Below are 21,064 nucleotides of genomic sequence, written 5' to 3'. Positions count from 1 at the left end.
GCCTGTAAGTTGACCAGGGTCAACAGGTTAGTCATTAGTAATTCTTTTTCTAAATTTTGTTAAAAATCCTCGGCAACCAATCCCCGGCGCAAGCAGATTTCCCGTAGCGGCAGATAATTACTGTTGTTTTATGCTTACCGATGTTAAAGCCTGAAAGATACCCATTCTCATTCTGCCCGCCAGCAGGCGTGGCTGCGCCTTTCCCGATGAGAAAACCGCATGAATTGCCCCGCTGTTTATTTGCGCCGCACCGGGCCAGAAGGCAAAATTAGTCTGCGTCTGATCACCGCTGTGCAGCCGTACTGACTGTCGCATTTCATTATTTATTAACAACAGGTCGTACTTTTTGAAAGCTATCCAGCCTGACTCAGGCGAAGATTTAACAATTCAGGCCGGCGTCAGCAGAACGCAGGTATGGCAGCGTGCCGATTTGACCGCAGCAGAGTCTGACTGGCTGGCGGACGAGGTGCCGGTGGCGCTGGTTTACAACGGCATCTCTCACGTGGTGATGATGACCACGCCCAAAGATCTGGAGGCGTTTGCGCTGGGTTTTTCTCTGTCAGAGGGCATTATCGACGCGCCAGGCGACATTTTCGGCATGGACATCGTGCCGGGCTGTCACGGCATTGAGGTTCAGATTGAGCTTTCCAGCCGTCGTTTTATGGCGCTGAAAGAGCAGCGTCGTGCGCTGGCAGGCCGTACCGGCTGCGGCGTGTGTGGCGTTGAACAGCTGGACCAGATTGGCAAGCCGCTCTCTCCGCTGCCGTTTACCCAGACCTTTGCGCTGGATCAGCTGGATCGGGCGCTGGGCCAGCTGAAAGCGTATCAGCCGGTCGGACAGAAAACCGGCTGCACCCATGCTGCCGCGTGGATCCAGCCCGATGGTCAGCTGGCCGGTGGCTGTGAAGATGTGGGTCGCCATGTGGCACTGGATAAGCTGCTGGGCTATCGCAGCCAGGCTGAGTGGGGGCCAGGCGCGGTGCTGGTCTCCAGCCGCGCCAGCTATGAAATGGTGCAGAAGTCCGCCATGTGCGGGGTTGAGATCCTGTTCGCAGTCTCGGCAGCGACCCGCCTGGCGGTTGAGGTGGCTGAGCGCTGCAATCTGACGCTGGTCGGGTTCAGTAAACCTGGACGCGCTACGGTTTACAGCCATCCTCAGCGGCTGCGTTAAACCACCATCACCTCTGGCAGCGTCTGCTGCAACGCCTCAAGGGCGGCACTGTTGTCGCCGCCACTATCCGTAATCAGCAGGTTAATCGCCGGTGACGGCGCGTAAACCGTGCGGCTGACTACGCCCAGTTTAGTGTGATCGGCCAGCAGATAGCAGGAAGTGGATTGCTGCACCATCGCCCTGGCGATGGCCGCTTCGTGCGGATGAAAACTGCTGGCACCGCAACCCGCCTCAATGCCGACCGGTGACAGCAGCGCCACATCGGCGCGATAGCGGATAATCTCACCTACAGTGATTTCGCCACGCGTCTGTTGCGCACCCGCCGACATGGTCCCGCCCAGCAAAATAATCTGATTATTCAGCGGCTGATCTTCTTCTCCGGCGCTCAGCGCCAGCGCGGCCTGCAGGCTGTTGGTCACAATCGTCAGGCCGGAAAGGGCGTGCAACTCCTCTGCCAGCAGCGTGGTGGTGCTGCCCGCATCCAGAAACAGCGTTTGTCCGGGCTGCAGCAACTGCGCAGCGGCACGGGCGATGGCGCGCTTCTCCCGGGTCTGGGTACTGCGGCGTTCCGTCAGCGGCGGTTCAGCCCGCGTTTCAATCGCCACCAGCCCGCCGTGAACGCGGCGCGCCAGACCCAGCGCTTCCAGCTCAATGATATCGCGGCGCGCGGTTTCGCGTGAGACCCCCAGCTCCCTGATAATGCGCTCGGTACTCACCTGGTTAAGCCGGGTCAGTAAGGCACGGATGCGATGAAGGCGCGTTTCCTGCAGCATAGAGGTTTCCTTTTAAAGCGCGAAGATCACGGATGATACGCCAGTGAAGCGAAAGATTCCGTCTGAATCAGGGAGCAAGCTTAGCGTGGCGATCTGCCCGCGTCATGTGTATTTTATTGCATTTGTGTATTTGGTTGCATTTTAGATTCAGGCAGGCATGATAAAGGCGTCAGCTCTTCCTCCTTCATCCTTGTAACGGGAGTCATTATGGCCACGCGTTCCACCATTATGGATACCAACAGTTTCCGTGCCGAACATGCCGATGCGCTCGACAGCGATACGCGCAAACTGACCGATAAACGCAGCAAAGTGCTTGGCGAATCTTATCGCCTGTTCTATCGCAAACCAGTGCATCTGGTGCGGGGTGAGGGGCAATATCTGTGGGATGCGGCGGGCGATAAATATCTCGACGTCTACAACAACGTGGCGAGCATCGGTCATTGCCATCCGGCCGTGACTGAGGCGGTGACGCAGCAGATGAAAATGCTGAATACCCACACCCGTTACCTGCATGAAAATATTCTGGACTACAGCGAAGCGCTGCTGGCGACCACGCCCCCGGCGATCGATCGCGCGATGTATATGTGCACCGGATCGGAAGCTAACGACCTGGCGATTCGCGTGGCGCGCGCCTTTAGCGGCGGCAGCGGGATTATTGTCAGTAAAGAGGCCTATCACGGCACCAGTGAACTGACATCCGGCGCTTCTCCGGCGCTGGGCAGTGGACAGCCGCTGGCGCCCACCACGCGGCTGGTGATGCCACCGGATGCGTATCGTGTGGACGCGCCTGACCTGGGCGACTGGTTCGCTGACCAGATTCAGCAGCAGATTGATGATATGGCGGCGCACGGCATTAAATTTGCCGGATTCCTGGCGGACTCAATCTTCTCCTCGGACGGCGTGTTGCCCGATCCGCGCGGCTTCCTGAAAAAAGCGGTCGAGGTGGTGCATGCCAACGGCGGCATCTTTATTGCCGATGAAGTGCAGCCTGGTTTTGGCCGTACCGGCGACGCGTTCTGGGGCTTTGGCCGCCACGATGTGGTGCCTGACATCATTACCACCGGTAAGCCAATGGGCAATGGCATTCCGGTTTCCGGCCTGCTGGCAAAAAGTGAAGTGCTGGCCGCCTTCAGCGACTCAATCCCCTACTTCAATACCTTTGGTGGTAATCCGGTCGCGATGGCGGCGGCGCAGGCGGTACTGAAAGTGATCACCGAAGAGGGGTTACAGGAACACAGCCGCGTGGTCGGCGCGAAGCTGCTGGCGGAGCTGCGAACCCTGATGGATCGCTATGGGTGCGTGGGGGATGTGCGCGGTGCCGGACTGTTTATCGGTTTTGAGCTGGTCACCGATCGTCACAGCAAAACGCCGGACAAAACGCTGGCGCTGGATTTAATCGAGAAGCTGCGTGAACATCGCGTGCTGACCTCGGTCGCCGGCCCGTATGGGAATGTGCTGAAACTGCGTCCGCCACTGGCGTTCCAGGAAGGGGATATCGACTGGCTGGTCGGCGCGCTCGACAGCGGGCTGCGCGAACTGGGCAGGTAACGCGCAGGGCAGGGCAGATGCGGCGTTCGGGCGGGATGAGTGCCTGCTGGTGATGCTGGCAGAGTGCTTCGCTCTCCCTGTCTGATAAAGCTGAAAAGGCGGAGTCAGCAGCAGCATGCTGTAAAAACAACGGGTTGCTTTTGCCAGATTTCTCAAATCCTTATGGTTAATAGGGCATTGATTACCCTTTTACGCTACATGAATTTAACTATAATGATTCGACTGCTTACGCGGCACGTCCCGAATTCGTCGTGCTGCTCAAACTAAATGGAGAGGAAGAACATGAGTTATTCACTGCCATCCCTGCCTTACGCATACGACGCACTGGAACCGCATTTCGACAAGCAGACGATGGAAATCCATCACACCAAACATCACCAGACCTACGTGAACAACGCTAACGCGGCGCTGGAAGGCACTGAATTTGCCAATCTGCCGGTAGAAGAGCTGATCACCAAACTGGATCAGCTGCCAGCAGACAAAAAAGGCCCACTGCGTAACAACGCAGGCGGCCACGCTAACCACAGCCTGTTCTGGAAAGGCCTGAAAACCGGCACCACGCTGCAGGGCGACCTGAAAGCGGCTATCGAGAAAGATTTCGGTAGCGTGGAAAAATTCCAGGAAGAGTTCGAGAAAGCGGCTGCGACCCGTTTCGGCTCAGGCTGGGCGTGGCTGGTTAAAAAAGGCGACAAACTGGCTGTGGTATCGACCGCAAACCAGGACAACCCGCTGATGGGTGAAGCGGTTGCTGGCGTTTCTGGCTTCCCAATCATCGGTCTGGACGTGTGGGAACACGCCTACTACCTGAAGTATCAGAACAAACGTCCTGACTACATCAAAGCATTCTGGAACGTGGTCAACTGGGACGAAGCAGCAGCCCGCTTCGCAGCTGCCCAGTAAGTTAACTCAGTGTTAACGTGATAACGATAAACCGGTGGAATTTATTTCGCCGGTTTTTTTTATCTTTAAATTCTGTCGTCCCAGATTAAACCAAAAATAAACGGATCTCGCTTTTTAACCGCCGCGCTTTTAACCTTCTGCCACATTAACACGCCGTTGATACTCGTTGTCTTATGCTCAGTGACATTCCTGCTCACTGTGTGTCGATGACTATGTCAATTATAACTACTCACGAAACTACGACCGATTCTTCTGCATCGCTTTTTTTTCAGTTAATTAGCGGAAAATACGTTCCGAATAAACTCTGGATAAGTAAACGTTTCCGGCTGAAATTTGTGTTAAGAACCTTAATATCGCCGCTGACTACGCTGCGTTATCTGGATGAGCTGTCGCATTTACCGCAACTCCCTCTGTTGATGAGTACTCAGGGATTGCTGCCAGCCAAGCTGCACCGGCCCTATCTGCGCTCAGGGTTGAGCATTGCTGCGCGCGCGCAGGCGATACTTGATCACTACAGTCTGATGAATAATCTGGAAAACCCTGCGCTGCGTCAGCTGCTGCAAAGCGCCACGGATAATCCGCTGGCTACGCTGACCGGTAAAAATGGCGAATCCTTTTTACTTTCCTGCAGTTCCGGTTATTTCGATCGGGAAGGGGAAGTGACGCTGGTATTACGCTATAACGACGAAATTATTGCTTCACTTTCATTTTCAATTCTCAATGAAAATAACCAGCGCACATTATTAATTGGCGGATTACAGGGTCCGCGAAAACATATCAATAATGAGGTGATCCGCGAGGCGACCAAAGCGGCGCAGGGTCTCTTTCCGAAACGCCTGTTAATGGAATCGGTATTTATTGTGGCGAAGCAGTGCGGCGTGGAGAATATTCTGGCGGTAGGCGATGAGACTCATGTCTTCCGCAGCCTGCGCTATCGCCACAGCAAAGGGGATAAGTTCTTTGCCAGCTACAGTGAATTCTGGCTGTCGCTGAGTGGCGAGGCGCGCAGGGATGGGATGTTTATCCTGCCGCTGAGTCTGCCGCGCAAAACGCTGGAGGAGATTGCCAGTAAGAAGCGGGCTGAATATCGTCGCCGCTATGAACTGCTGGATGCGCTGGCGGAGCAGGTCTATGCCGCCGCCGGCGAACGCAAAGCCGATGTCGATCAGGCTGCTGCCTGATCGACCCGTCAGAATGCGGTTTTGGCGAAGCCGGTCATTGCTGTCAGCCCCATCTCACGTCCCAGCGCGGTCATTGGATGCACCACGACCAGGCCGCGCACGCTTTTCTTCAGCGCGCCCAGATTTGCCTGCTCTTTCTTGGTAATTTCGCGGCTGAAGCCCATTTTTTGCAGCTTCTGCGCCTCGGCACTGAGTTTTTCAACCCGCTGACCGCGCAGACGCTCAATCTCAATGACCAGCGCTTCTTTCTCTTTCAGCAACGCGCCCAGTTTCTCGACATCACCCGATTCCAGTAACTGCGGCTCTTTGCGGTTCAATGCGTCCAGCTTATCGCTGAGAAGTTTGATTTCGTTCTTTTCTTGCTCTTTCATGACAACAACTCGTTGAGGAAAACAGGCCAAGGATACACCAAATCTGGCGCATATTCCCGCTCAGGTTAAGACGAAAAAGGCGCCGTGATGGCGCCTGACAGGATTAGCTGCCGGACTTTTTAAACGCCTGCTTCATACTGATGCGGGCGATCAGCTCGGTTAGCGACAGGACCATGGTGGATCGCACCATCTGCAGATAGCGCTGCTGCTGCATGCTGCGCAGCTCTGCATCTTCGGTGTGAAACACCGGTGCGGGCGGCCAGGCGGTGACGCAGTGCAGTTCACCAAACGGGCCAAGGATCTCATCGTCGGTAAAACGATAATCACCGCTGTCGTGATTCAGCTCTTCGCGCAGCGCCAGCAGCAGTTCACCATCTTCATATTCGTGCCGGCTGATAACGCCAAGACCGTAAATCAGCTTCAGACGAACCGAGAGTTCGCCCAAAGGACCATCACCCAGTAGCAGCGGTTCTACGGCATATTTCACCGCGTAGTCATCTTTACGGAACACCTGCAGCACCAGCAGATTGACGGCTTCAGCCAATAGCTCAACGGCGGCGATCAGAAAGCTTCTCACCGAACGACCGGCGTTCAGGCGCTCAAGCACCCGGTTTTCAAAAGCCTGCTTCTCTTCCATTATTGCCTGCATGGGTTCAATACCGCCGTTGGGCGCAGGCGAACTGCGCCCGGCTTGCGTCACTAACACGCGCGCATTATGCCATAGCGTGCCAGGCGCTCACCACCGAAGCCACCACTTCGCTGTCAGCATCCAGCCCTGAAACCTCAGCCAGCGTCGCCTGTGGGCCTTTTTCTGCCAGCAGCGTGGCCAGCTCCTGCGCCTGTGGGTCCTGGTCGCTGCGATAGTGCATCGCGGCGGCAATGCCCTGCACCAGGCTGGCGTGCGGTAAACCATACTCCAGCGTGCCCAGCGTCGGCTTGATCAGGCGATCGCCCGCGCTGAGTTTACGCAGCGGCTGACGACCCACACGCTCAACATCATCTTTCAGATAAGGGTTTTCAAAACGGCCCAGTATTTTCTGGATGTAGGCCGCATGTTTATCCGCCTCAAAACCGTAGCGCTTAATCAGCACCGCGCCGCTCTCTTCCATCGCCCCTTTCACCACGGCCCGGATTTTTTCATCGAGGATGGCGTCACGAATGGTCTGGTGACCGGCCAGCTGGCCAAGATAGGCGGTAATCGCGTGACCGGTGTTCAGGGTAAAGAGTTTACGCTCAACAAATGCCATCAGGTTATCGGTCAGTTCCATACCCGGAATCGCAGGCAGGTCGCCTTTAAACTGAGTTTTATCGACGATCCATTCGCTGAAGGTTTCAACGGTCACTTCCAGCGGATCGGTGCTGCCCGCTTCTGACGGTGGAACGATGCGATCGACAGCGGAATCCACAAAGCCGACATGCTGCTCCAGCCAGGCGTGATACTGCTCCGGCAGCGCCTTCAGCACATGCTGTTTCAGCTGGCTGGTGCCGCGCACCATATTCTCACAGGCGATAATATTTAGCGGGCGGGTATTGCCGTTGTCACTGCGTTTTGCCAGCCCTTTAGCCACACTGCTGGCAATACGCTCCAGAATCTGCGGGCCCACGGCGGTGGTAACGAGATCGACTTCAGAAACCAGGGTGATGATCTCATCGCTGGTGCTGTTTACCGCACTGACGCCTTTAACGGTTTCTGTTTTGGCCTGCTCGCCAACCACATGAACGGGATACTCATGACGCGCGTTCAGTGCATCCAGCACCGTCTGATTCACATCAGCAAAAACCAGTTCGATACCTGCATCAGCCAGTAACTTGCCGATAAAGCCGCGACCAATGTTTCCTGCTCCGAAATGTAACGCTTTCATAATTTTTGACCCATATCAAATGACGATGGGGCGGGCAAACCCGCCCCAGGAAATCGGGACGGGCATGACCGCCCCAGGGAAAATAATTGCTATAAATTACGCGATTGCAGGCTTACCTGACAGCAGATCCAGCACTTCCTGCACGCTGGTGGTGTTCGCCAGCTTCTCAATCACGCTGTCATCATCCAGCGCATTGGTCAGGCTGGTGATCACCTGGATGTGCTCGTTGTTACGGGCAGCAATACCAATCACCAGGCGCGCCACATCCTCCGGCTCTTCACCGAACAGGACGCCTGCCGGATACTGACAGAACACCACGCCGGTTTTCAGCACGCGATCTTTCGCTTCGACCGTACCGTGCGGCACGGCAATCGACTCACCGAGATAGGTCGGTGTCAGTTTTTCACGCGCCAGCATCGCCTCAACGTATTCAGGCTCAACGTAACCGCCTTTCACCAGCTGTTCGCCAGCAAAGCGGATCGCCTGCTCTTTGTTACTGGCGGTCAGGCCGAGGAAGACGTTATCCGCACCCAGTTTAAACAGGTGTGCGTTGCCTTCATCGTAGCTGTCAGAGAGCGCGGTATTCACCGTTTGACGATGCACGTCGCTACGGTTAGCCGCCACCAGACGCTCGGTCAGGGTGCTGTAGAGCGCGCTGTCAAGGAAGTTGTTCAGCGAGATATGCTGCGCATGCGGAGCCTGACGGATGGCGCGTTCAGTCAGGTCACGGTGGGTAATCACCAGATCGACATCACCCGGCAGGGCATTGATCGCGGTATTGGTCACCGATACATTGCTCAGCCCGGCGTCCTGCACTTTCTTACGCAGTACGCCTGCACCCATCGCGCTGGAACCCATACCGGCATCACAGGCGACGATGATTTTACGCACGTGATGCAGTTCAACGCTCATGGCATCGCTGGCGACTGGCGCACCCGCGCCGCTCTGGCCTTTAGACTGCGCTTTCATCTCATGCATGCGCTGGGTCGCGGCTTCGATATCGTCATCTTCTTTGACTTTGCTGGTTTTCAGCAGGATAGCGGACACCACGAAGGAGACGGCGAAGGCGGCAGCGATAGCGGCGATGTTCGCGAAGTAGGCACCTTTTGGCGTCATTGCCAGCACCGCCAGGATTGAACCCGGTGAGGCAGGAGAGACCAGGCCACCGTTCAGCACCGTCAGCGTGAAGACGCCGGTCATACCGCCAAGGATAACCGCCAGCAGCAGGCGAGGAGCCATCAGCACATACGGGAAGTAGATCTCATGGATGCCGCCAAGGAAGTGGATGATTGCCGCACCGCCCGCAGACTGTTTAGCACTGCCACGACCAAAGAACATATAGGCCATCAGCACGCCCATACCCGGACCCGGGTTGGCTTCGATCAGGAAGAAAATGGATTTGCCGGCTTCACTAGCCTGCTGGATACCGAGCGGCGAGAAGATACCGTGGTTAATGGCGTTGTTCAGGAACAGGATTTTCGCGGGTTCGACGAAGATCGAGGTCAGTGGCAGCAGGTTGTTCTGCACCATCAGATTCACGCCCGCGGCGAGAATGTGTGACAGACCTTCTACCAGCGGACCGATCGCCAGGAACGCCAGCAGTGCCAGTATCATCCCGATAATACCGGCCGAGAAGTTGTTGACCAGCATCTCGAAGCCGCTTTTGATTTTGCCGTCAATCGCCCGGTCAAACGACTTGATTGCCCAGCCGCCCAGCGGACCGGCAATCATCGCACCGAGGAACATCGGCATATCAGCACCGACAATCACACCCATGGTGGTAATGGCACCGACCACGCCGCCGCGATCGCCGCCCACCAGACGCCCACCGGTGAAACCGATCAGCAGTGGCAGCAGGTAGGTGATCATCGGGCCAACCAGTTTGGCCAGCGTTTCGTTAGGGATCCAGCCAGTTGGAATAAACAGTGCGGTGATGATACCCCAGGCGATAAACGCCCCGATGTTTGGCATCACCATATTACTCAGAAAGCGACCAAAGCTTTGTACTTTGACCTTCACTGATGAGGACATAAACCCACCCCTTATTGAGACGCGCTGCAATAGGAGAGCGCGCTTGTTTTTGTTTAGCCACCCCGACCCAAAGCCGGTGGTATTACTGTATGCACGCGGACTCTATCACGCGAATTTGACGCTGCGTAGCATGCGGGGTAAGTGTGATCTACATCACTGATTAAGGGTGGGGGCAGGGGTGATTAGCGTGATTTTGATCACACTTTAAGGCGTGACTCAGGCTCAGTTGGCTGATTTTTAGACGGGGTGGCCGGTTATCTGTGAGGTGAATCACACTTGCTTGACGTTGATTTGTTATATATCTGTGACTTAGATCACAAACTATTTTTGGTCGAAAACGCGCCAGATCACACTTCATTCAGCGGGTGATTGGGTGGGAAGAGAAAAGGAAGTGTAACGGGCAGACAATTAGCGTCTGCCCGTAAGGAGGGTTTACTGCAGACCACCCTGGACGGCAGCCTGTGCCTGAGGAAGCGCCTGCGAATTGGCGGATAAAGTGCTCATCAGCGCGTTATATTGCGAAGCCTGATCCTGAGTCGGGAACTGCACGCCGCCATCATTGAAGCTGACACGGGTTCCCTGCGTTTGCAGGAAATCGCCGGTCTGCACTGCACCCTGGCTCAGCGCCTGGAGTTTTGGCAGCAGAGGAATCAGCTGATTGGCAGGCACCGTCACCACTTTGTTATAGGCGGTGTCGTAGACTTTTTTCAGGTCATCCGGCTGCTTCAGGGTCGCCTTGCTGCTGTCCGCCTGCATTTTGGCGCTTTCAATCTGCTGGGTGACGATCACCAGTGCGCTGGTTGCCTGACGCAGGGAATCACGACGGCTGAGATAATCCTGCGGAACGCGAATAGCAGAAAGCTCATCCACCACCGGACGCATACCCTGTTCAACCGCTTTGTTCGCCTGCTGCGAGAAGCCATACATAATGGCGTAATCACTGGCGAAGTTGCCAAAGCTCTGCTTCTGGTTTTCGCTGAGGCTGGGCAGATGCTCGCCGCTGCGCATCACAGTGTTCTGGAGAAAATCGATAAATGCTTTGCGCTGCTCGCCTTCTTTATCACCGCATGCGGTGAGTTGCAGCACGATCAGCGCGCCAGCGAGCATAATGCCGCCACGTGCCATAAGGCGTGTAAGTCCTGAAGCCATAGGGTCAACTCCTGTCGGTGATACTGTCAGATGTCCAGGTAGGAATGGCCTAAAGAATAGAACAAACCCGAGCCACGGCACAACGTGAAACCACCTGTGAAACAGATGCTTTCTGAAACGCCGGTTACAGAATTGGACCGCCTGCGCCTCAGGGCGTGCTGCATTCCCTGCCATCGCAGGCTTCAGCGCGCAGAGATGAAGGAGGGGCTGAGCAGTCTGACGCTCACTGCCGCGACCTTAAAACACCACCGCCTGACCATCTTTGCGACTTTCACTGGCCGCAATGTAGAAGCCCTGCGGATCGCGCACTATCGCCTGCGCGCCACCAAAATTGTAATTACTCAGGGGATCTTCCAGTACCACGTTGTGACCCATGCGGCGCAGTGTGCTCAGGGTATTGCGATCGAGGGTTGATTCAAATACCACCTCGCGTCCCTGCACCACGCGCCAGCGCGGCGCATCAATCGCGGCCTGCGGATTCTGCTGGTGCAGCATAATGCGCAGCGCCAGCTGGAGGTGTCCCTGCGCCTGCATCGGGCCGCCCATCACGCCAAACGCCATCAGCGGCTGGCCCTGCTGATCCCGCGCAAAGGCCGGGATAATGGTATGAAACGGCCGCTTACCGCCCGCCACGACGTTGGGATGGTCTGGATCGAGTGAAAAGCCCGCGCCCCGGTTCTGCAGGCTGATGCCGGTATCGGGTACCACCACGCCGGAGCCAAATCCCATGTAGTTAGACTGAATGAATGAGACCATCATGCCGCTGGCATCACCGGCGGCGACATACACTGTGCCGCTTTGCTGCGGTGATCCAAAGCGGAAATCTCCCGCCTTGTCAGGATCAATTAACGCTGCCCGCTGGCGGATATAGTCGTTGCTGAGCAGGTGTTCCGCCGGAAATTCGAGGTGATCTTCATCGGTGACATAACGGTCCAGATCAACCAGCGCCAGTTTCATCGCCTCGATGGAGAGATGCAGCCACTGCGGCGAATCCGGTGCATAGCGGTTGATTTCCCACTCTTCCAGAATGCCAAGTGCAATTAAGGTCGCAATGCCCTGACCATTCGGCGGCAGCTCCTGCACCGATCCTCCGGCAAACGGACGCGACAGCAGGGTAACCCAGTCGGCACGATGGTTTTTCAAATCCTCCAGCGTCAGGGCTGCGCCATGCTCACGGGCGAAGGCTGTCATCTTTTGCGCCAGTGCGCCGCGGTAAAAGCTTTCGCCCTGAGTCTCAGCGATTTCCTGCAAGGTGCGGGCCTGAGCCGGATTGCGGAACAGCTCGCCAGCACGCGGCGGACGACCCTGCGGCGCAAAGCAGTCGCTAAAGCCAGGTTGATCCCGCAGCTTGTCATAGCCGCGCTGCCACAGCTGACCAATCAGCGGTGAAACCGGAAAGCCGTCGCGCGCATAGTCAATTGCCGGTTGTGCGAGGGTGGTCAGCGGTAAGGTACCAAAGCGCTGTGCCAGTGTGACCCATGCCGAGACGGCCCCTGGCACGGTGACGGATTCCCAGCCGGTTTCAGGCATCGCACTAAAATCGGCAAAGCGTTCGGGATGCCACGCGGCTGGCGATCGGCCTGAGGCATTTAACCCATGCAGCTCGCTGCCATCCCAGACAATGGCAAACGCATCGCTGCCGATGCCGTTTCCGGTTGGCTCCAGCACGGTTAAGGCGATGGCGGTGGCGATAGCCGCATCCACGGCGTTTCCACCCTGTTGCAGCATCCGTAAACCCGCCTGCGCCGCCAGCGGTTGAGAGGTTGCGACGGCATTACGACCCATCATCGGTACACGATGAGAAGGGTATCCGACGTTAAAATCTGTTTCTCGCATCGCTTTTCCTTACAGAGGTCAGGTATGGGTTTTGCCCGTCGTCAGTGCGTTATCACGGGGCTGCACTTTTACCGCGCATCAGGTCGATAGTTGCCGGGTAACTGCACCGGCATGAGGCGCCAGCCGTTTCGTTAAGATGACTGTTGATTAATCTGGCGACAGAGCGCCGTTAAGAATAAAAGATCTACCCGCTCTGCACTGTGAGCCGCCGCGCGCCAGGCCTCAGACCCCAACCAGGACTATTCTTAATTTAATAAGATCAGTGAATATATGTGTTCAGGAAGTAAACCATTGGCGTATATTTTGCAATCACTACCTGAAGAGGTGTATTGCCTCACAGAAATGAGAATATGCCAGCAAAAAGCTTGATGGCATCCACATAAATAGCAAACACCATTTGATTTTTCTGCCCACACCGAAGGCACAAAACTCAACTGCCTCAGCAGGTTAGAGGTGCTGGAACTTTTCCGGCAAACCATAGTTAAAAAAATAATTATAAATTGCGCGGCAAATAGTCAGGTCTCTATCCATACTTAGTCTCCCGGCATTTGTTGCATTGACCTGACATCTTTAAAGCAGTGCACCGCAGGCTGTGTCCCGTAATGGTTTCTCTCATAACAAAAATAAACCCTTGCGGGATCCAGCCTGAAACAGGCCCGGTTTCAGAGTCCTGACTTCAGGCTCGTACCTCTCTACTTTCACGTGCTTCATAGCGAGTTTTTAAGGAGTTCTCTATGGAATTAAAAGACCCGATGTTTGAATTGCTCAGCAGCCTTGAGCAGATTGTTTTGACACGTGATGATCGCGCCGCCGAGTTACTTATTCAGCGTCAGCAACCCGCCCAGCCAGAGCCGCAGCGTCTGCGTGAAATGACCGGCATGCAGGTTGATGAGTTTGCAAAAGTAATGGGCGTGAGCGTTTCTTCCGTGAAAAGCTGGGAAGCCCGGCGTACCCGTCCTTCCGCGACGGCGCAGAAATTGATGAAGTTATTACATGCCAATCCCTATCTGGGACGGCAGTTGCTTGAATAAACTGATATCACGAAAAGAACCCGCCGCTGGCGGGTTTTTTATTAGCGCAATTCGCTGTATTTAGCCGCCTGTCTGGCAAACCAGCTCTCCGGCACGCTATAGGGCGGCTCCCGCAACTGTGCGAGTCCGCTTTCAATAATCATTGAAGCCTGCTGCCATAACTGCGCATCTCCCTGCTTCAGCAACTCAATCTGTATCTGCTTTTCAACCAGGTAGACCCGCGCAAAGTCGGGATCAAAACGCACAATCGCGCGGGTGTTATCGATGATGTCAGCCAGTTTGATGGTTTGTGCCTCAGGACTGGCGCTGGCTGTATGGCGGAAGTGCGCCAGTTTACGGGCCGTGCGATTTTTTGCCCCAGCGGGTGCGCTGTTGGTCAGCATCTCTACCAGGCTTGCCACGCGCGTACCAAAGTGGGTTTCGATATCGCTCTGTGTGGTTGCGGTATCTTCCACGGTATCGTGCAGCCAGGCTGCCGCTAACAACGCGTCGTCATGGCTGACGCTGCGCACCAGTTCCACCACCGCTGCCGGATGAACAATATAAGGCTCATCGGTATATTTGCGGCGCTGTCCGGCACTGGCATGTGCCTCGGTGGCGAAGCGACGCGCCTGTTCTTCCAGTGAATCCTGCATGCCTTTCCCCCTGACAAAAAGTTTGCTTGCAATTATCTAGCGCGCTATCTATATTATTAACCATGAACTGTGATCAAGATGACAAAAAAGTGAAAACGATGCCACTGTTGGTCGATCAGCACCTCTGCTTTGCGCTTTATTCTGCCAACCTGGCGATGAATAAAGTCTATCGTCAGTTGCTGAGCCAGCTCGACATCACCTATCCTCAATATCTGGTCATGCTGGTGTTGTGGCAGAAAGATGATGTCACGGTGTCAGAGATTGGCGAGCAGCTTTTTTTAGACTCGGCAACATTAACGCCACTTCTGAAGCGACTGGAAAGTGCAGGCCTGATTAACCGGCAGCGAACCCGTCAGGATGAACGCCAGGTTGCGGTGACGCTGACCGAAGCCGGGCAGGCGTTACGGGCCAGGGCTGAAGCCATTCCTGAAGCGGTCAAGTGTGCCACAGCCTGTGATGATGACGCTTTGCTGGCGCTGAAATTACAGCTGGATGGGTTGCGAGATAACCTGAATAAGTCACGATAAATATTGCTGACGGGTGCGCGGCACCCGTTAAACCTCACCGCCTGATTACGGCTGTATAAGTAGTGGGCGATTAAATAGCGTAACGGAGAAATGTCATGTCTTTAGAACAAGTGGTTTACCGCGCCAAAGCCAAAGCAACCGGTGGTCGTGATGGTCGTGCAACCTCTTCTGACGGTGTACTGGACGTGAAACTGGGTGTGCCAAAAGAGATGGGCGGTGCAGGCGGCGAAGTGACTAACCCGGAGCAGCTGTTTGCTGCGGGCTATTCTGCCTGCTTCCTGGGCGCGATGAAGTTTGTGGCAGGCCGTGACAAAATCACCATGCCAAAAGACGCCTGGATCGAAGGTGAAGTGGGTATCGGCCCTATCCCTGATGGTTTTGGTATTGAAGCGACCCTGAACATTCATCTGCCAGAGATGGATGAAGCAGAAGCGCAGAAGCTGGTTGATGCGGCACACATCGTTTGTCCTTACTCAAACGCCACCCGCAACAACATCGATGTCACGCTGAACATTATTCGCTAAGCGTGCTGCGGGCCTGAAATTATCAGGCCCGCACTTTTTTTCCTCTGTCATTTTCACTCTCCTGCTGCTGTCTGCAACAGCCCACCCGGCCGTTCCTGTTCGATGTGTACAAAAAATGTGCTAATCAGGTCGACAACGATTATTTTCTGGTCTATCAAACGCGACCATGTTTTACTGAGCCACCTCGCGTTATAGCCTGTAAATCCGTTCAGAATTTTCCTTCATCTTGTCCGGTCCGCTTATTCAGCGAACTCTGCCGCGTTTCGGCAGTCACATAAAAGATTTGGTCAAGCGCTTCACACCGGAGAAACACCTTTTTTCATGAATTACATTAAAACCCTGACTCAGCAGAAGTTATCGCTCTTGCTGGCGCTCTATCTCGGTATCTTATTGAATTTGCCGATTTTCTATCGTCGTTTTGACGGTTTTCTCAGGCACTCTACGGTTACGAACTGGCTGACTGCCGTCACCGAGGTAGTGGCCATTGTGGTGCTGACTTTCTTCCTGATGCGTCTGCTGTCGCTGGGAGGAAAGTGGTTTTATCGCGTGCTGGCCACGCTGATTGTGCTGATTTCGGTTGCCGCCGCCTATTACATGGCGTTTTTTAACGTGGTGATCGGCTACGGCATTGTGGCTTCGGTGATGACGACTGACACCGATCTCTCTAAAGAGGTGATTGGTTACCATTTCATCCTGTGGATGGTGCTGGTCAGCGCGCTGCCACTGCTGATGATCTGGCGCAATAAGCTGAGCATGACGCTGAATGAACAGCTGCGTACGCCGGGACAGCGCCTGAAACCCACCCTGATCATGCTGCTCTGCGTGGCACTGGTCTGGCTGCCGATTCGTTTTTTCGACAAGCTGCAGAAGCATAACGAAGAGATCACTAACATCGATCTGCCGAGTTACGGCGGTGTGGTGGCGCACTCTTATCTTCCTTCGAACTGGCTGGCGGCTGTGGGCCTGTTTGCCTGGACCCGCGTGGATGAGTCGCTGAACAGTCAGGAACTGCTGGATCCGGCGAAGAAGTTTACCTACGTCGCGCCTGCCGGGCTTGATGATACCTATGTGGTGTTTGTGATTGGCGAAACCACGCGCTGGGATCACATGGGGATGCTGGGCTATGAGCGTGACACTACGCCGAAGCTGTCGAAAGAGAAGAACCTGGTGGCATTCCGGGGCGAGTCCTGTGATACCGCGACCAAGCTGTCACTGCGCTGCATGTTCGTGCGCGAAGGCGGCACTATGGATAATCCGGGCCGCACGCTGAAAGAGCAGAATGTGTTTGCGGTGATGAAAGAGCTGGGCTTCACCTCTGAGCTGTTTGCGATGCAGAGCGAAGTCTGGTTCTACGACAACATCAATGCCAACAATTTTGCCTTCCGTGAGCAGATTGGTTCAGAGAAGCGTAATCAGGGCAAAGCGGTGGATGACATGCTGCTGGTGCCGGAGATGAAAGCGTCACTGGATCGTTTCCCGAAAGGTAAGCATCTGATTGTGTTGCACACCAAAGGTTCGCACTACCTCTATTCACAGCGTTATCCGCGCAGCTTCGCGAAATATCAGCCGGAGTGTATGGGCGTGGATGAGACCTGCAGCAAAGCGCAGTTGATCAACGCTTATGACAACTCGGTGCTGTATGTCGATAGCATGCTGGATAGCGTGCTGGATCAGCTGCGTGATAAGAAGGCGATTGTCTTCTATGCCGCCGACCATGGTGAGTCGATTAGCGAGAATATGCATCTGCACGGCACGCCGCGTGAGATGGCTCCGCCTGAGCAGTTCCGGGTGCCGATGATGGTCTGGGCGTCAGATAAGTATCTGGAAGACAGTCAGAACCGCAGCAACTTTGAGCGTCTGCAGGCGCAGCAGCGTGTGGGCCGGACCCATCGCCACGTTGAGTTGTTCGATACCATCCTGGGCTGTCTGGGTTACACCTCGCCAGATGGCGGCATTAACCCGGCCAACAACTGGTGTCAGGCACCGGGTAATGGTCAGGCTAAACCGCTGTAATAGTGGTCGAAAAGGGTAAAGCAGGCGGCTGATTCCCGGTAACCGCGTGCTTTCCAGGCGATTGGCGGCAAAAGCATAAAAAGCGGTTGACGCTGATCGGGGGTAGCAGTAACATGCGCCCCCATCGGCGAGTAGCGCAGCTTGGTAGCGCAACTGGTTTGGGACCAGTGGGTCGGAGGTTCGAATCCTCTCTCGCCGACCATATTTAAGAAACCTGTCTGAAAAGACAGGTTTTTTTTCGTCTGAAGAAAAGAGGATGAGAACCTCCGAAGGAGGTTTGAGCCGAGCGTAGCGAGACAACGTTGCTTCAGCAACGGCCCGAAGGGCGCTGCTCGCAGAGCAGAGTCATCCTCTCTCGCCGACCATATTTAAGAAACCTGTCTGAAAAGACAGGTTTTTTTTCGTCTGTATAAAAGTGGATGAAAGGTACGGATTTACCGTTGAGCGGGCTTCAGGGAGCATACGTCTGGCAGACGCATCAGGTACTTACAGAAGCATCTCAGACAACTGACAGATCCAAACCCGAGTGACGCTGACAGCAATGAACAATCTCAAGGCGAAGGGAACAGGGGCAGAGGAGGAAAGCGTCCCACGCCATGGACGGCGTGGGCCGAGCGTCCATGGATGGTTTAAGCGCCTTTCCGATCTGACCGTGTTCCCGAAGCAGTCTCGATCTGGCCGCTAAGCATTCACATTATTACCGCTGAGTGGGCTTCAGGGAGCATACGCCTTCCGCAAAGACGCAAAAACACCATCCCTGGCAGGCTCAACGCAGGCGATTACGCACCTCATCCCTGAGGTGAGCCCGTAGCCGGGCCAACGCTTTGCGTTGTTCAAAAACGCTCCCGGCGTTTTTATCCGGGCGGCGCGATGCTTTGCTACAGGCGTATGCTCCCTTCGCTTCACGTCTGGCAGACGCATCAGGTACTTACCTGGGAGCCTCAGACGGCTGACAGATCTAAACCCGGATACATCTGACCGCAGCGCATAAACTCAAGGCGCAGGGAACAGGGGCAGAGGAGGAAAGCGTCCCACGCCATGGACGGCGTGGGCCGAGCGTCCATGGATGGTTTAAGCGCCTTTCCGATCTGACCGTGTTCCTGAAGCAGTCTCGATCTGACAGCCATTCATGCCACATCCTCTTCCCTGAACCTTCCCTCGCTTTCAGCCTCTGGCTATGATTTTCCAGAAAGTTCCAGTAAACCCCATCCACCGCGCATTCTGTTTACCAGCCGTTGTTATCATCACTTACCCGCTGGCAGGCCTTGCCATATAAGAGATGCGATCATAATTCGCGACACATTCTTCTTATGACCGAAAGCGGCAACATGCTGATTTCTTATGCTTCTTTACCAGCATATTCCGCTGGATGAACGTCATAACGCACGGTGAATCGTTCAGTTATTCAACATTTGCCGGTAAAAGTTTTAAGTTTTTTAGCGGTGAGAATCACTAGCGATAGAACAGCCATCCAGCACAATGCACGGAAATCAGACCAGCAGCGCTGTGCATTGTATGGCTTTTAGGCCGAAAGGGTTTTTATTACCGTTGCATGCTATCCCTCACACTCTGTGTAAATAAGTAACCGTTGTATTGACGTTCTTTGCAACTGTTGACAAATTGATGCGTCAATAAACGCACAGTTACGGAATTTTCTGAATGCACCATCTGCATAAGAAAAAACAAAAAAAACGTAGCGTGCTTTAACCACCTGTTCGGTGGTACGCCTGAACCGCATAAAAAAATCAGAGGTCGGGCAATACACACAACATCACATCACAATGGAGCAAAAGCATGATCAACTCCCTGGCTAAATCCGGGATGCTGAAGGTCGGTCTGAGCCTGATTGCTATGACTGTCGCCGCCGGTGTTCAGGCAAAAACCCTGGTCTACTGTTCTGAAGGTTCTCCGGAAGGCTTTAACCCGCAGTTGTTCACCTCGGGCACCACCTACGATGCCAGCTCACGTCAGATCTACAACCGACTGGTTGAGTTCACTATCGGCACCACCGAACTGCACGCTGCGCTGGCAGAGAAGTGGGATGTCAGTGAAGACGGTAAAACTTACACCTTCCACCTGCGCAAAGGCGTGAAGTGGCAGACCACCAAAGATTTCAAACCGACGCGCGACTTCAATGCGGATGATGTGGTGTTCACCTTTGAGCGCCAGCTGGATAAAAACAACGCCTATCACGGCGTCTCCGGCGGCAGCTACGAATATTTCGAAGGCATGGACATGCCGAAGCTGATCAGCAAAATTGAAAAAGTGGACGAGAACACCGTGCGCTTTGTGCTGACGCGTCCTGAATCGCCGTTCCTTGCTGACCTTGGCATGGACTTCGCCTCGATTCTGTCGAAAGAGTACGCTGACAACATGCTGAAAGCGGGCACCCCGCAAAATGTCGACCTGAATCCGGTCGGTACCGGTCCGTTCCAGCTGCTGCAGTACCAGAAAGATTCGCGCATCCTTTACAAAGCTAACCCGGATTACTGGGGCACCAAGCCGAAAATCGATCGCTTAGTCTTCTCCATTACCCCGGATGCTTCAGTGCGTTACGCCAAGCTGCAGAAGGGCGAATGTCAGGTCATGCCCTATCCAAACCCGGCTGACATCGCGCGTATGAAGCAGGACAAAAACATCAATCTGTATGAGCAGGCTGGCCTGAACGTCGGCTATCTGTCGTACAACGTTGAGAAAAAACCGCTGGATAACCTGAAAGTGCGTCAGGCACTGACCATGGCGGTCAACAAAAAGGCGATTATCGAAGCCGTTTATCAGGGTGCAGGTCAGCCTGCTAAAAACCTGATCCCACCAACGATGTGGGGCTATAACGACGACGTGAAAGACTACGCCTACGATCCTGAGAAAGCCAAAGCGTTGCTGAAAGAAGCGGGCATGGCAGACGGCTTCTCAATCGACCTGTGGGCAATGCCGGTTCAGCGTCCTTACAACCCGAATGCGCGCCGCATGGCTGAGATGATCCAGAGCGACTGGGCGAAGATTGGCGTCAAAGCCAAAATCGTCACCTACGAGTGGGGCGAATATCTGAAGCGCGCCAAAGCAGGCGAGCACCAGACCGTCATGATGGGCTGGACCGGCGACAATGGGGATCCAGATAACTTCCTGGCCACCCTGTTCAGCTGTTCAGCGGCAAAAGATGGCTCTAACTACTCGCGCTGGTGTGATAAATCCTTTGAGGATCAGATTCAGCCAGCTCGCGCCACCGCCGATCAGGCGAAGCGCATCGAGTACTACAAGCAGGCACAGGTTGTGATGCATGACCAGGTACCGGCGCTGATGATCGCGCACTCAACGGTATACGAACCGGTCAGCAAGAAAGTCTCCGGGTACAAAGTCGATCCGCTGGGCGGACACTACTTTGCTCAGGTAGACATTAAAGAATAATTGTCGCCTTTTCCGGGGCGGCTGCGCGTCGCCCCGGCTTTATCTCCCTGTTTTACTGGAAACGGTAGAGGCGCAGCCTGTCTGCGTCGCGGTCGGGCCTACCCGAT

17 protein-coding genes, 1 tRNA gene and 1 other RNA gene are annotated in these 21,064 nt (G+C 54.8%); 11 read left to right on the top strand and 8 right to left on the bottom strand.

Going from position 1 to position 21,064, the window contains the following annotated elements; genetic code table 11:
- Positions 1–346: 346 nt before the first annotated feature.
- Entirely contained in the window at positions 347–1,171 is an 825-nt protein-coding gene (fdhD, locus tag NR195_RS12805) for a formate dehydrogenase accessory sulfurtransferase FdhD (protein ID WP_010257467.1), read from the top strand.
- On the opposite strand, the gene NR195_RS12800 is transcribed toward fdhD, so the two are convergent.
- Positions 1,168–1,944: a DeoR/GlpR family DNA-binding transcription regulator gene (locus NR195_RS12800; RefSeq protein WP_010257462.1), complete on the bottom strand. Its 777-nt coding sequence runs from the start codon at positions 1,942–1,944 to the stop codon at positions 1,168–1,170. The genes fdhD and NR195_RS12800 overlap by 4 nt on opposite strands.
- A gap of 207 nt (positions 1,945–2,151) precedes the next feature.
- On the opposite strand from NR195_RS12800, the gene NR195_RS12795 reads away from it, so the two are divergent.
- The 3 genes from NR195_RS12795 to NR195_RS12785 all read left to right on the top strand — a co-directional run bounded on the left by NR195_RS12795 (position 2,152) and on the right by NR195_RS12785 (position 5,573).
- Positions 2,152–3,492 carry an aspartate aminotransferase family protein gene (locus tag NR195_RS12795; RefSeq protein ID WP_256844584.1) on the top strand — a complete coding sequence of 447 codons (1,341 nt, stop codon included), beginning with the start codon at positions 2,152–2,154 and terminating at the stop codon, positions 3,490–3,492.
- 282 nt (positions 3,493–3,774) lie between these two features.
- Positions 3,775–4,392 (top strand): superoxide dismutase [Mn], encoded by a 618-nt coding sequence (gene sodA / locus NR195_RS12790; RefSeq protein ID WP_008926407.1) that lies wholly within the window; start codon positions 3,775–3,777, stop codon positions 4,390–4,392.
- Between the two features lie 212 nt (positions 4,393–4,604).
- Complete coding sequence (locus NR195_RS12785; protein ID WP_033780832.1) at positions 4,605–5,573, top strand: VirK/YbjX family protein; 969 nt, start codon at positions 4,605–4,607, stop codon at positions 5,571–5,573.
- Between the two features lie 8 nt (positions 5,574–5,581).
- Here NR195_RS12785 and NR195_RS12780 read toward each other — a convergent pair whose 3' ends face one another.
- The 6 genes from NR195_RS12780 to NR195_RS12755 form a co-directional block, all read right to left on the bottom strand.
- Entirely contained in the window at positions 5,582–5,944 is a 363-nt protein-coding gene (locus NR195_RS12780; protein ID WP_003848030.1) for a YibL family ribosome-associated protein, read from the bottom strand.
- A gap of 103 nt (positions 5,945–6,047) precedes the next feature.
- Positions 6,048–6,593: a mannitol operon repressor MtlR gene (mtlR, locus tag NR195_RS12775; protein WP_171820345.1), complete on the bottom strand. Its 546-nt coding sequence runs from the start codon at positions 6,591–6,593 to the stop codon at positions 6,048–6,050.
- Positions 6,594–6,657: 64 nt separating this feature from the next.
- Positions 6,658–7,806 (bottom strand): mannitol-1-phosphate 5-dehydrogenase, encoded by a 1,149-nt coding sequence (gene mtlD / locus NR195_RS12770; RefSeq protein ID WP_064690457.1) that lies wholly within the window; start codon positions 7,804–7,806, stop codon positions 6,658–6,660.
- A 96-nt stretch (positions 7,807–7,902) separates the two neighbouring features.
- Positions 7,903–9,837 (bottom strand): PTS mannitol transporter subunit IICBA, encoded by a 1,935-nt coding sequence (locus NR195_RS12765; RefSeq protein ID WP_010671638.1) that lies wholly within the window; start codon positions 9,835–9,837, stop codon positions 7,903–7,905.
- 432 nt (positions 9,838–10,269) lie between these two features.
- Complete coding sequence (locus NR195_RS12760) at positions 10,270–10,986, bottom strand: DUF3053 domain-containing protein (RefSeq protein WP_010671639.1); 717 nt, start codon at positions 10,984–10,986, stop codon at positions 10,270–10,272.
- Positions 10,987–11,223: 237 nt separating this feature from the next.
- Positions 11,224–12,822: a gamma-glutamyltransferase family protein gene (locus tag NR195_RS12755; RefSeq protein ID WP_010671640.1), complete on the bottom strand. Its 1,599-nt coding sequence runs from the start codon at positions 12,820–12,822 to the stop codon at positions 11,224–11,226.
- Positions 12,823–13,556: 734 nt separating this feature from the next.
- On the opposite strand from NR195_RS12755, the gene NR195_RS12750 reads away from it, so the two are divergent.
- Entirely contained in the window at positions 13,557–13,853 is a 297-nt protein-coding gene (locus NR195_RS12750) for an HTH-type transcriptional regulator (RefSeq protein ID WP_010257438.1), read from the top strand.
- 41 nt (positions 13,854–13,894) lie between these two features.
- Here NR195_RS12750 and NR195_RS12745 read toward each other — a convergent pair whose 3' ends face one another.
- Positions 13,895–14,488, bottom strand: coding sequence for an HD domain-containing protein (locus NR195_RS12745; protein ID WP_010257434.1), 594 nt, complete (start codon positions 14,486–14,488; stop codon positions 13,895–13,897).
- A 62-nt stretch (positions 14,489–14,550) separates the two neighbouring features.
- Here NR195_RS12745 and NR195_RS12740 point away from each other — a divergent pair, with 62 nt between their 5' ends.
- From NR195_RS12740 to dppA, 6 genes are all read left to right on the top strand, one after another.
- Entirely contained in the window at positions 14,551–15,015 is a 465-nt protein-coding gene (locus tag NR195_RS12740) for a MarR family winged helix-turn-helix transcriptional regulator (RefSeq protein WP_010671641.1), read from the top strand.
- A gap of 95 nt (positions 15,016–15,110) precedes the next feature.
- Positions 15,111–15,539 (top strand): organic hydroperoxide resistance protein, encoded by a 429-nt coding sequence (locus NR195_RS12735; protein ID WP_010257431.1) that lies wholly within the window; start codon positions 15,111–15,113, stop codon positions 15,537–15,539.
- A 321-nt stretch (positions 15,540–15,860) separates the two neighbouring features.
- Positions 15,861–17,552: a kdo(2)-lipid A phosphoethanolamine 7''-transferase gene (gene eptB / locus NR195_RS12730; protein ID WP_010257429.1), complete on the top strand. Its 1,692-nt coding sequence runs from the start codon at positions 15,861–15,863 to the stop codon at positions 17,550–17,552.
- A 125-nt stretch (positions 17,553–17,677) separates the two neighbouring features.
- Positions 17,678–17,754: transfer RNA gene (locus NR195_RS12725), tRNA-Pro, on the top strand.
- Between the two features lie 33 nt (positions 17,755–17,787).
- Positions 17,788–17,917, top strand: a non-coding RNA gene (locus NR195_RS12720) — RtT sRNA.
- Positions 17,918–19,346: 1,429 nt separating this feature from the next.
- On the top strand, positions 19,347–20,957 hold the full coding sequence (dppA, locus tag NR195_RS12715; protein WP_010671642.1) for a dipeptide ABC transporter periplasmic-binding protein DppA: 1,611 nt from the start codon (positions 19,347–19,349) through the stop codon (positions 20,955–20,957).
- The last annotated feature ends 107 nt before the right edge of the window (positions 20,958–21,064 follow it).

It is taken from the genome of Pantoea sp. Ft-CA_14, from assembly GCF_024520875.1.
Classification (GTDB): Bacteria; Pseudomonadota; Gammaproteobacteria; order Enterobacterales; family Enterobacteriaceae; genus Pantoea; species Pantoea agglomerans.
This window is presented reverse-complemented; position numbering and strand designations above follow the sequence as displayed.

Excerpts from the sequence above, each read along its gene's own strand:
- NR195_RS12780 (WP_003848030.1), bottom strand. The coding sequence starts at position 5,944 with ATGAAAGAGCAAGAAAAGAACGAAATCAAACTTCTCAGCGATAAGCTG.
- NR195_RS12750 (WP_010257438.1), top strand. The coding sequence starts at position 13,557 with ATGGAATTAAAAGACCCGATGTTTGAATTGCTCAGCAGCCTTGAGCAG.
- NR195_RS12785 (WP_033780832.1), top strand. The coding sequence starts at position 4,605 with ATGTCAATTATAACTACTCACGAAACTACGACCGATTCTTCTGCATCG.
- NR195_RS12740 (WP_010671641.1), top strand. The coding sequence starts at position 14,551 with ATGAACTGTGATCAAGATGACAAAAAAGTGAAAACGATGCCACTGTTG.
- NR195_RS12755 (WP_010671640.1), bottom strand. The coding sequence starts at position 12,822 with ATGCGAGAAACAGATTTTAACGTCGGATACCCTTCTCATCGTGTACCG.
- NR195_RS12765 (WP_010671638.1), bottom strand. The coding sequence starts at position 9,837 with ATGTCCTCATCAGTGAAGGTCAAAGTACAAAGCTTTGGTCGCTTTCTG.
- sodA (WP_008926407.1), top strand. The coding sequence starts at position 3,775 with ATGAGTTATTCACTGCCATCCCTGCCTTACGCATACGACGCACTGGAA.
- NR195_RS12760 (WP_010671639.1), bottom strand. The coding sequence starts at position 10,986 with ATGGCTTCAGGACTTACACGCCTTATGGCACGTGGCGGCATTATGCTC.
- NR195_RS12800 (WP_010257462.1), bottom strand. The coding sequence starts at position 1,944 with ATGCTGCAGGAAACGCGCCTTCATCGCATCCGTGCCTTACTGACCCGG.
- dppA (WP_010671642.1), top strand. The coding sequence starts at position 19,347 with ATGATCAACTCCCTGGCTAAATCCGGGATGCTGAAGGTCGGTCTGAGC.
- mtlD (WP_064690457.1), bottom strand. The coding sequence starts at position 7,806 with ATGAAAGCGTTACATTTCGGAGCAGGAAACATTGGTCGCGGCTTTATC.
- eptB (WP_010257429.1), top strand. The coding sequence starts at position 15,861 with ATGAATTACATTAAAACCCTGACTCAGCAGAAGTTATCGCTCTTGCTG.
- mtlR (WP_171820345.1), bottom strand. The coding sequence starts at position 6,593 with ATGCAGGCAATAATGGAAGAGAAGCAGGCTTTTGAAAACCGGGTGCTT.
- NR195_RS12795 (WP_256844584.1), top strand. The coding sequence starts at position 2,152 with ATGGCCACGCGTTCCACCATTATGGATACCAACAGTTTCCGTGCCGAA.
- NR195_RS12735 (WP_010257431.1), top strand. The coding sequence starts at position 15,111 with ATGTCTTTAGAACAAGTGGTTTACCGCGCCAAAGCCAAAGCAACCGGT.
- NR195_RS12745 (WP_010257434.1), bottom strand. The coding sequence starts at position 14,488 with ATGCAGGATTCACTGGAAGAACAGGCGCGTCGCTTCGCCACCGAGGCA.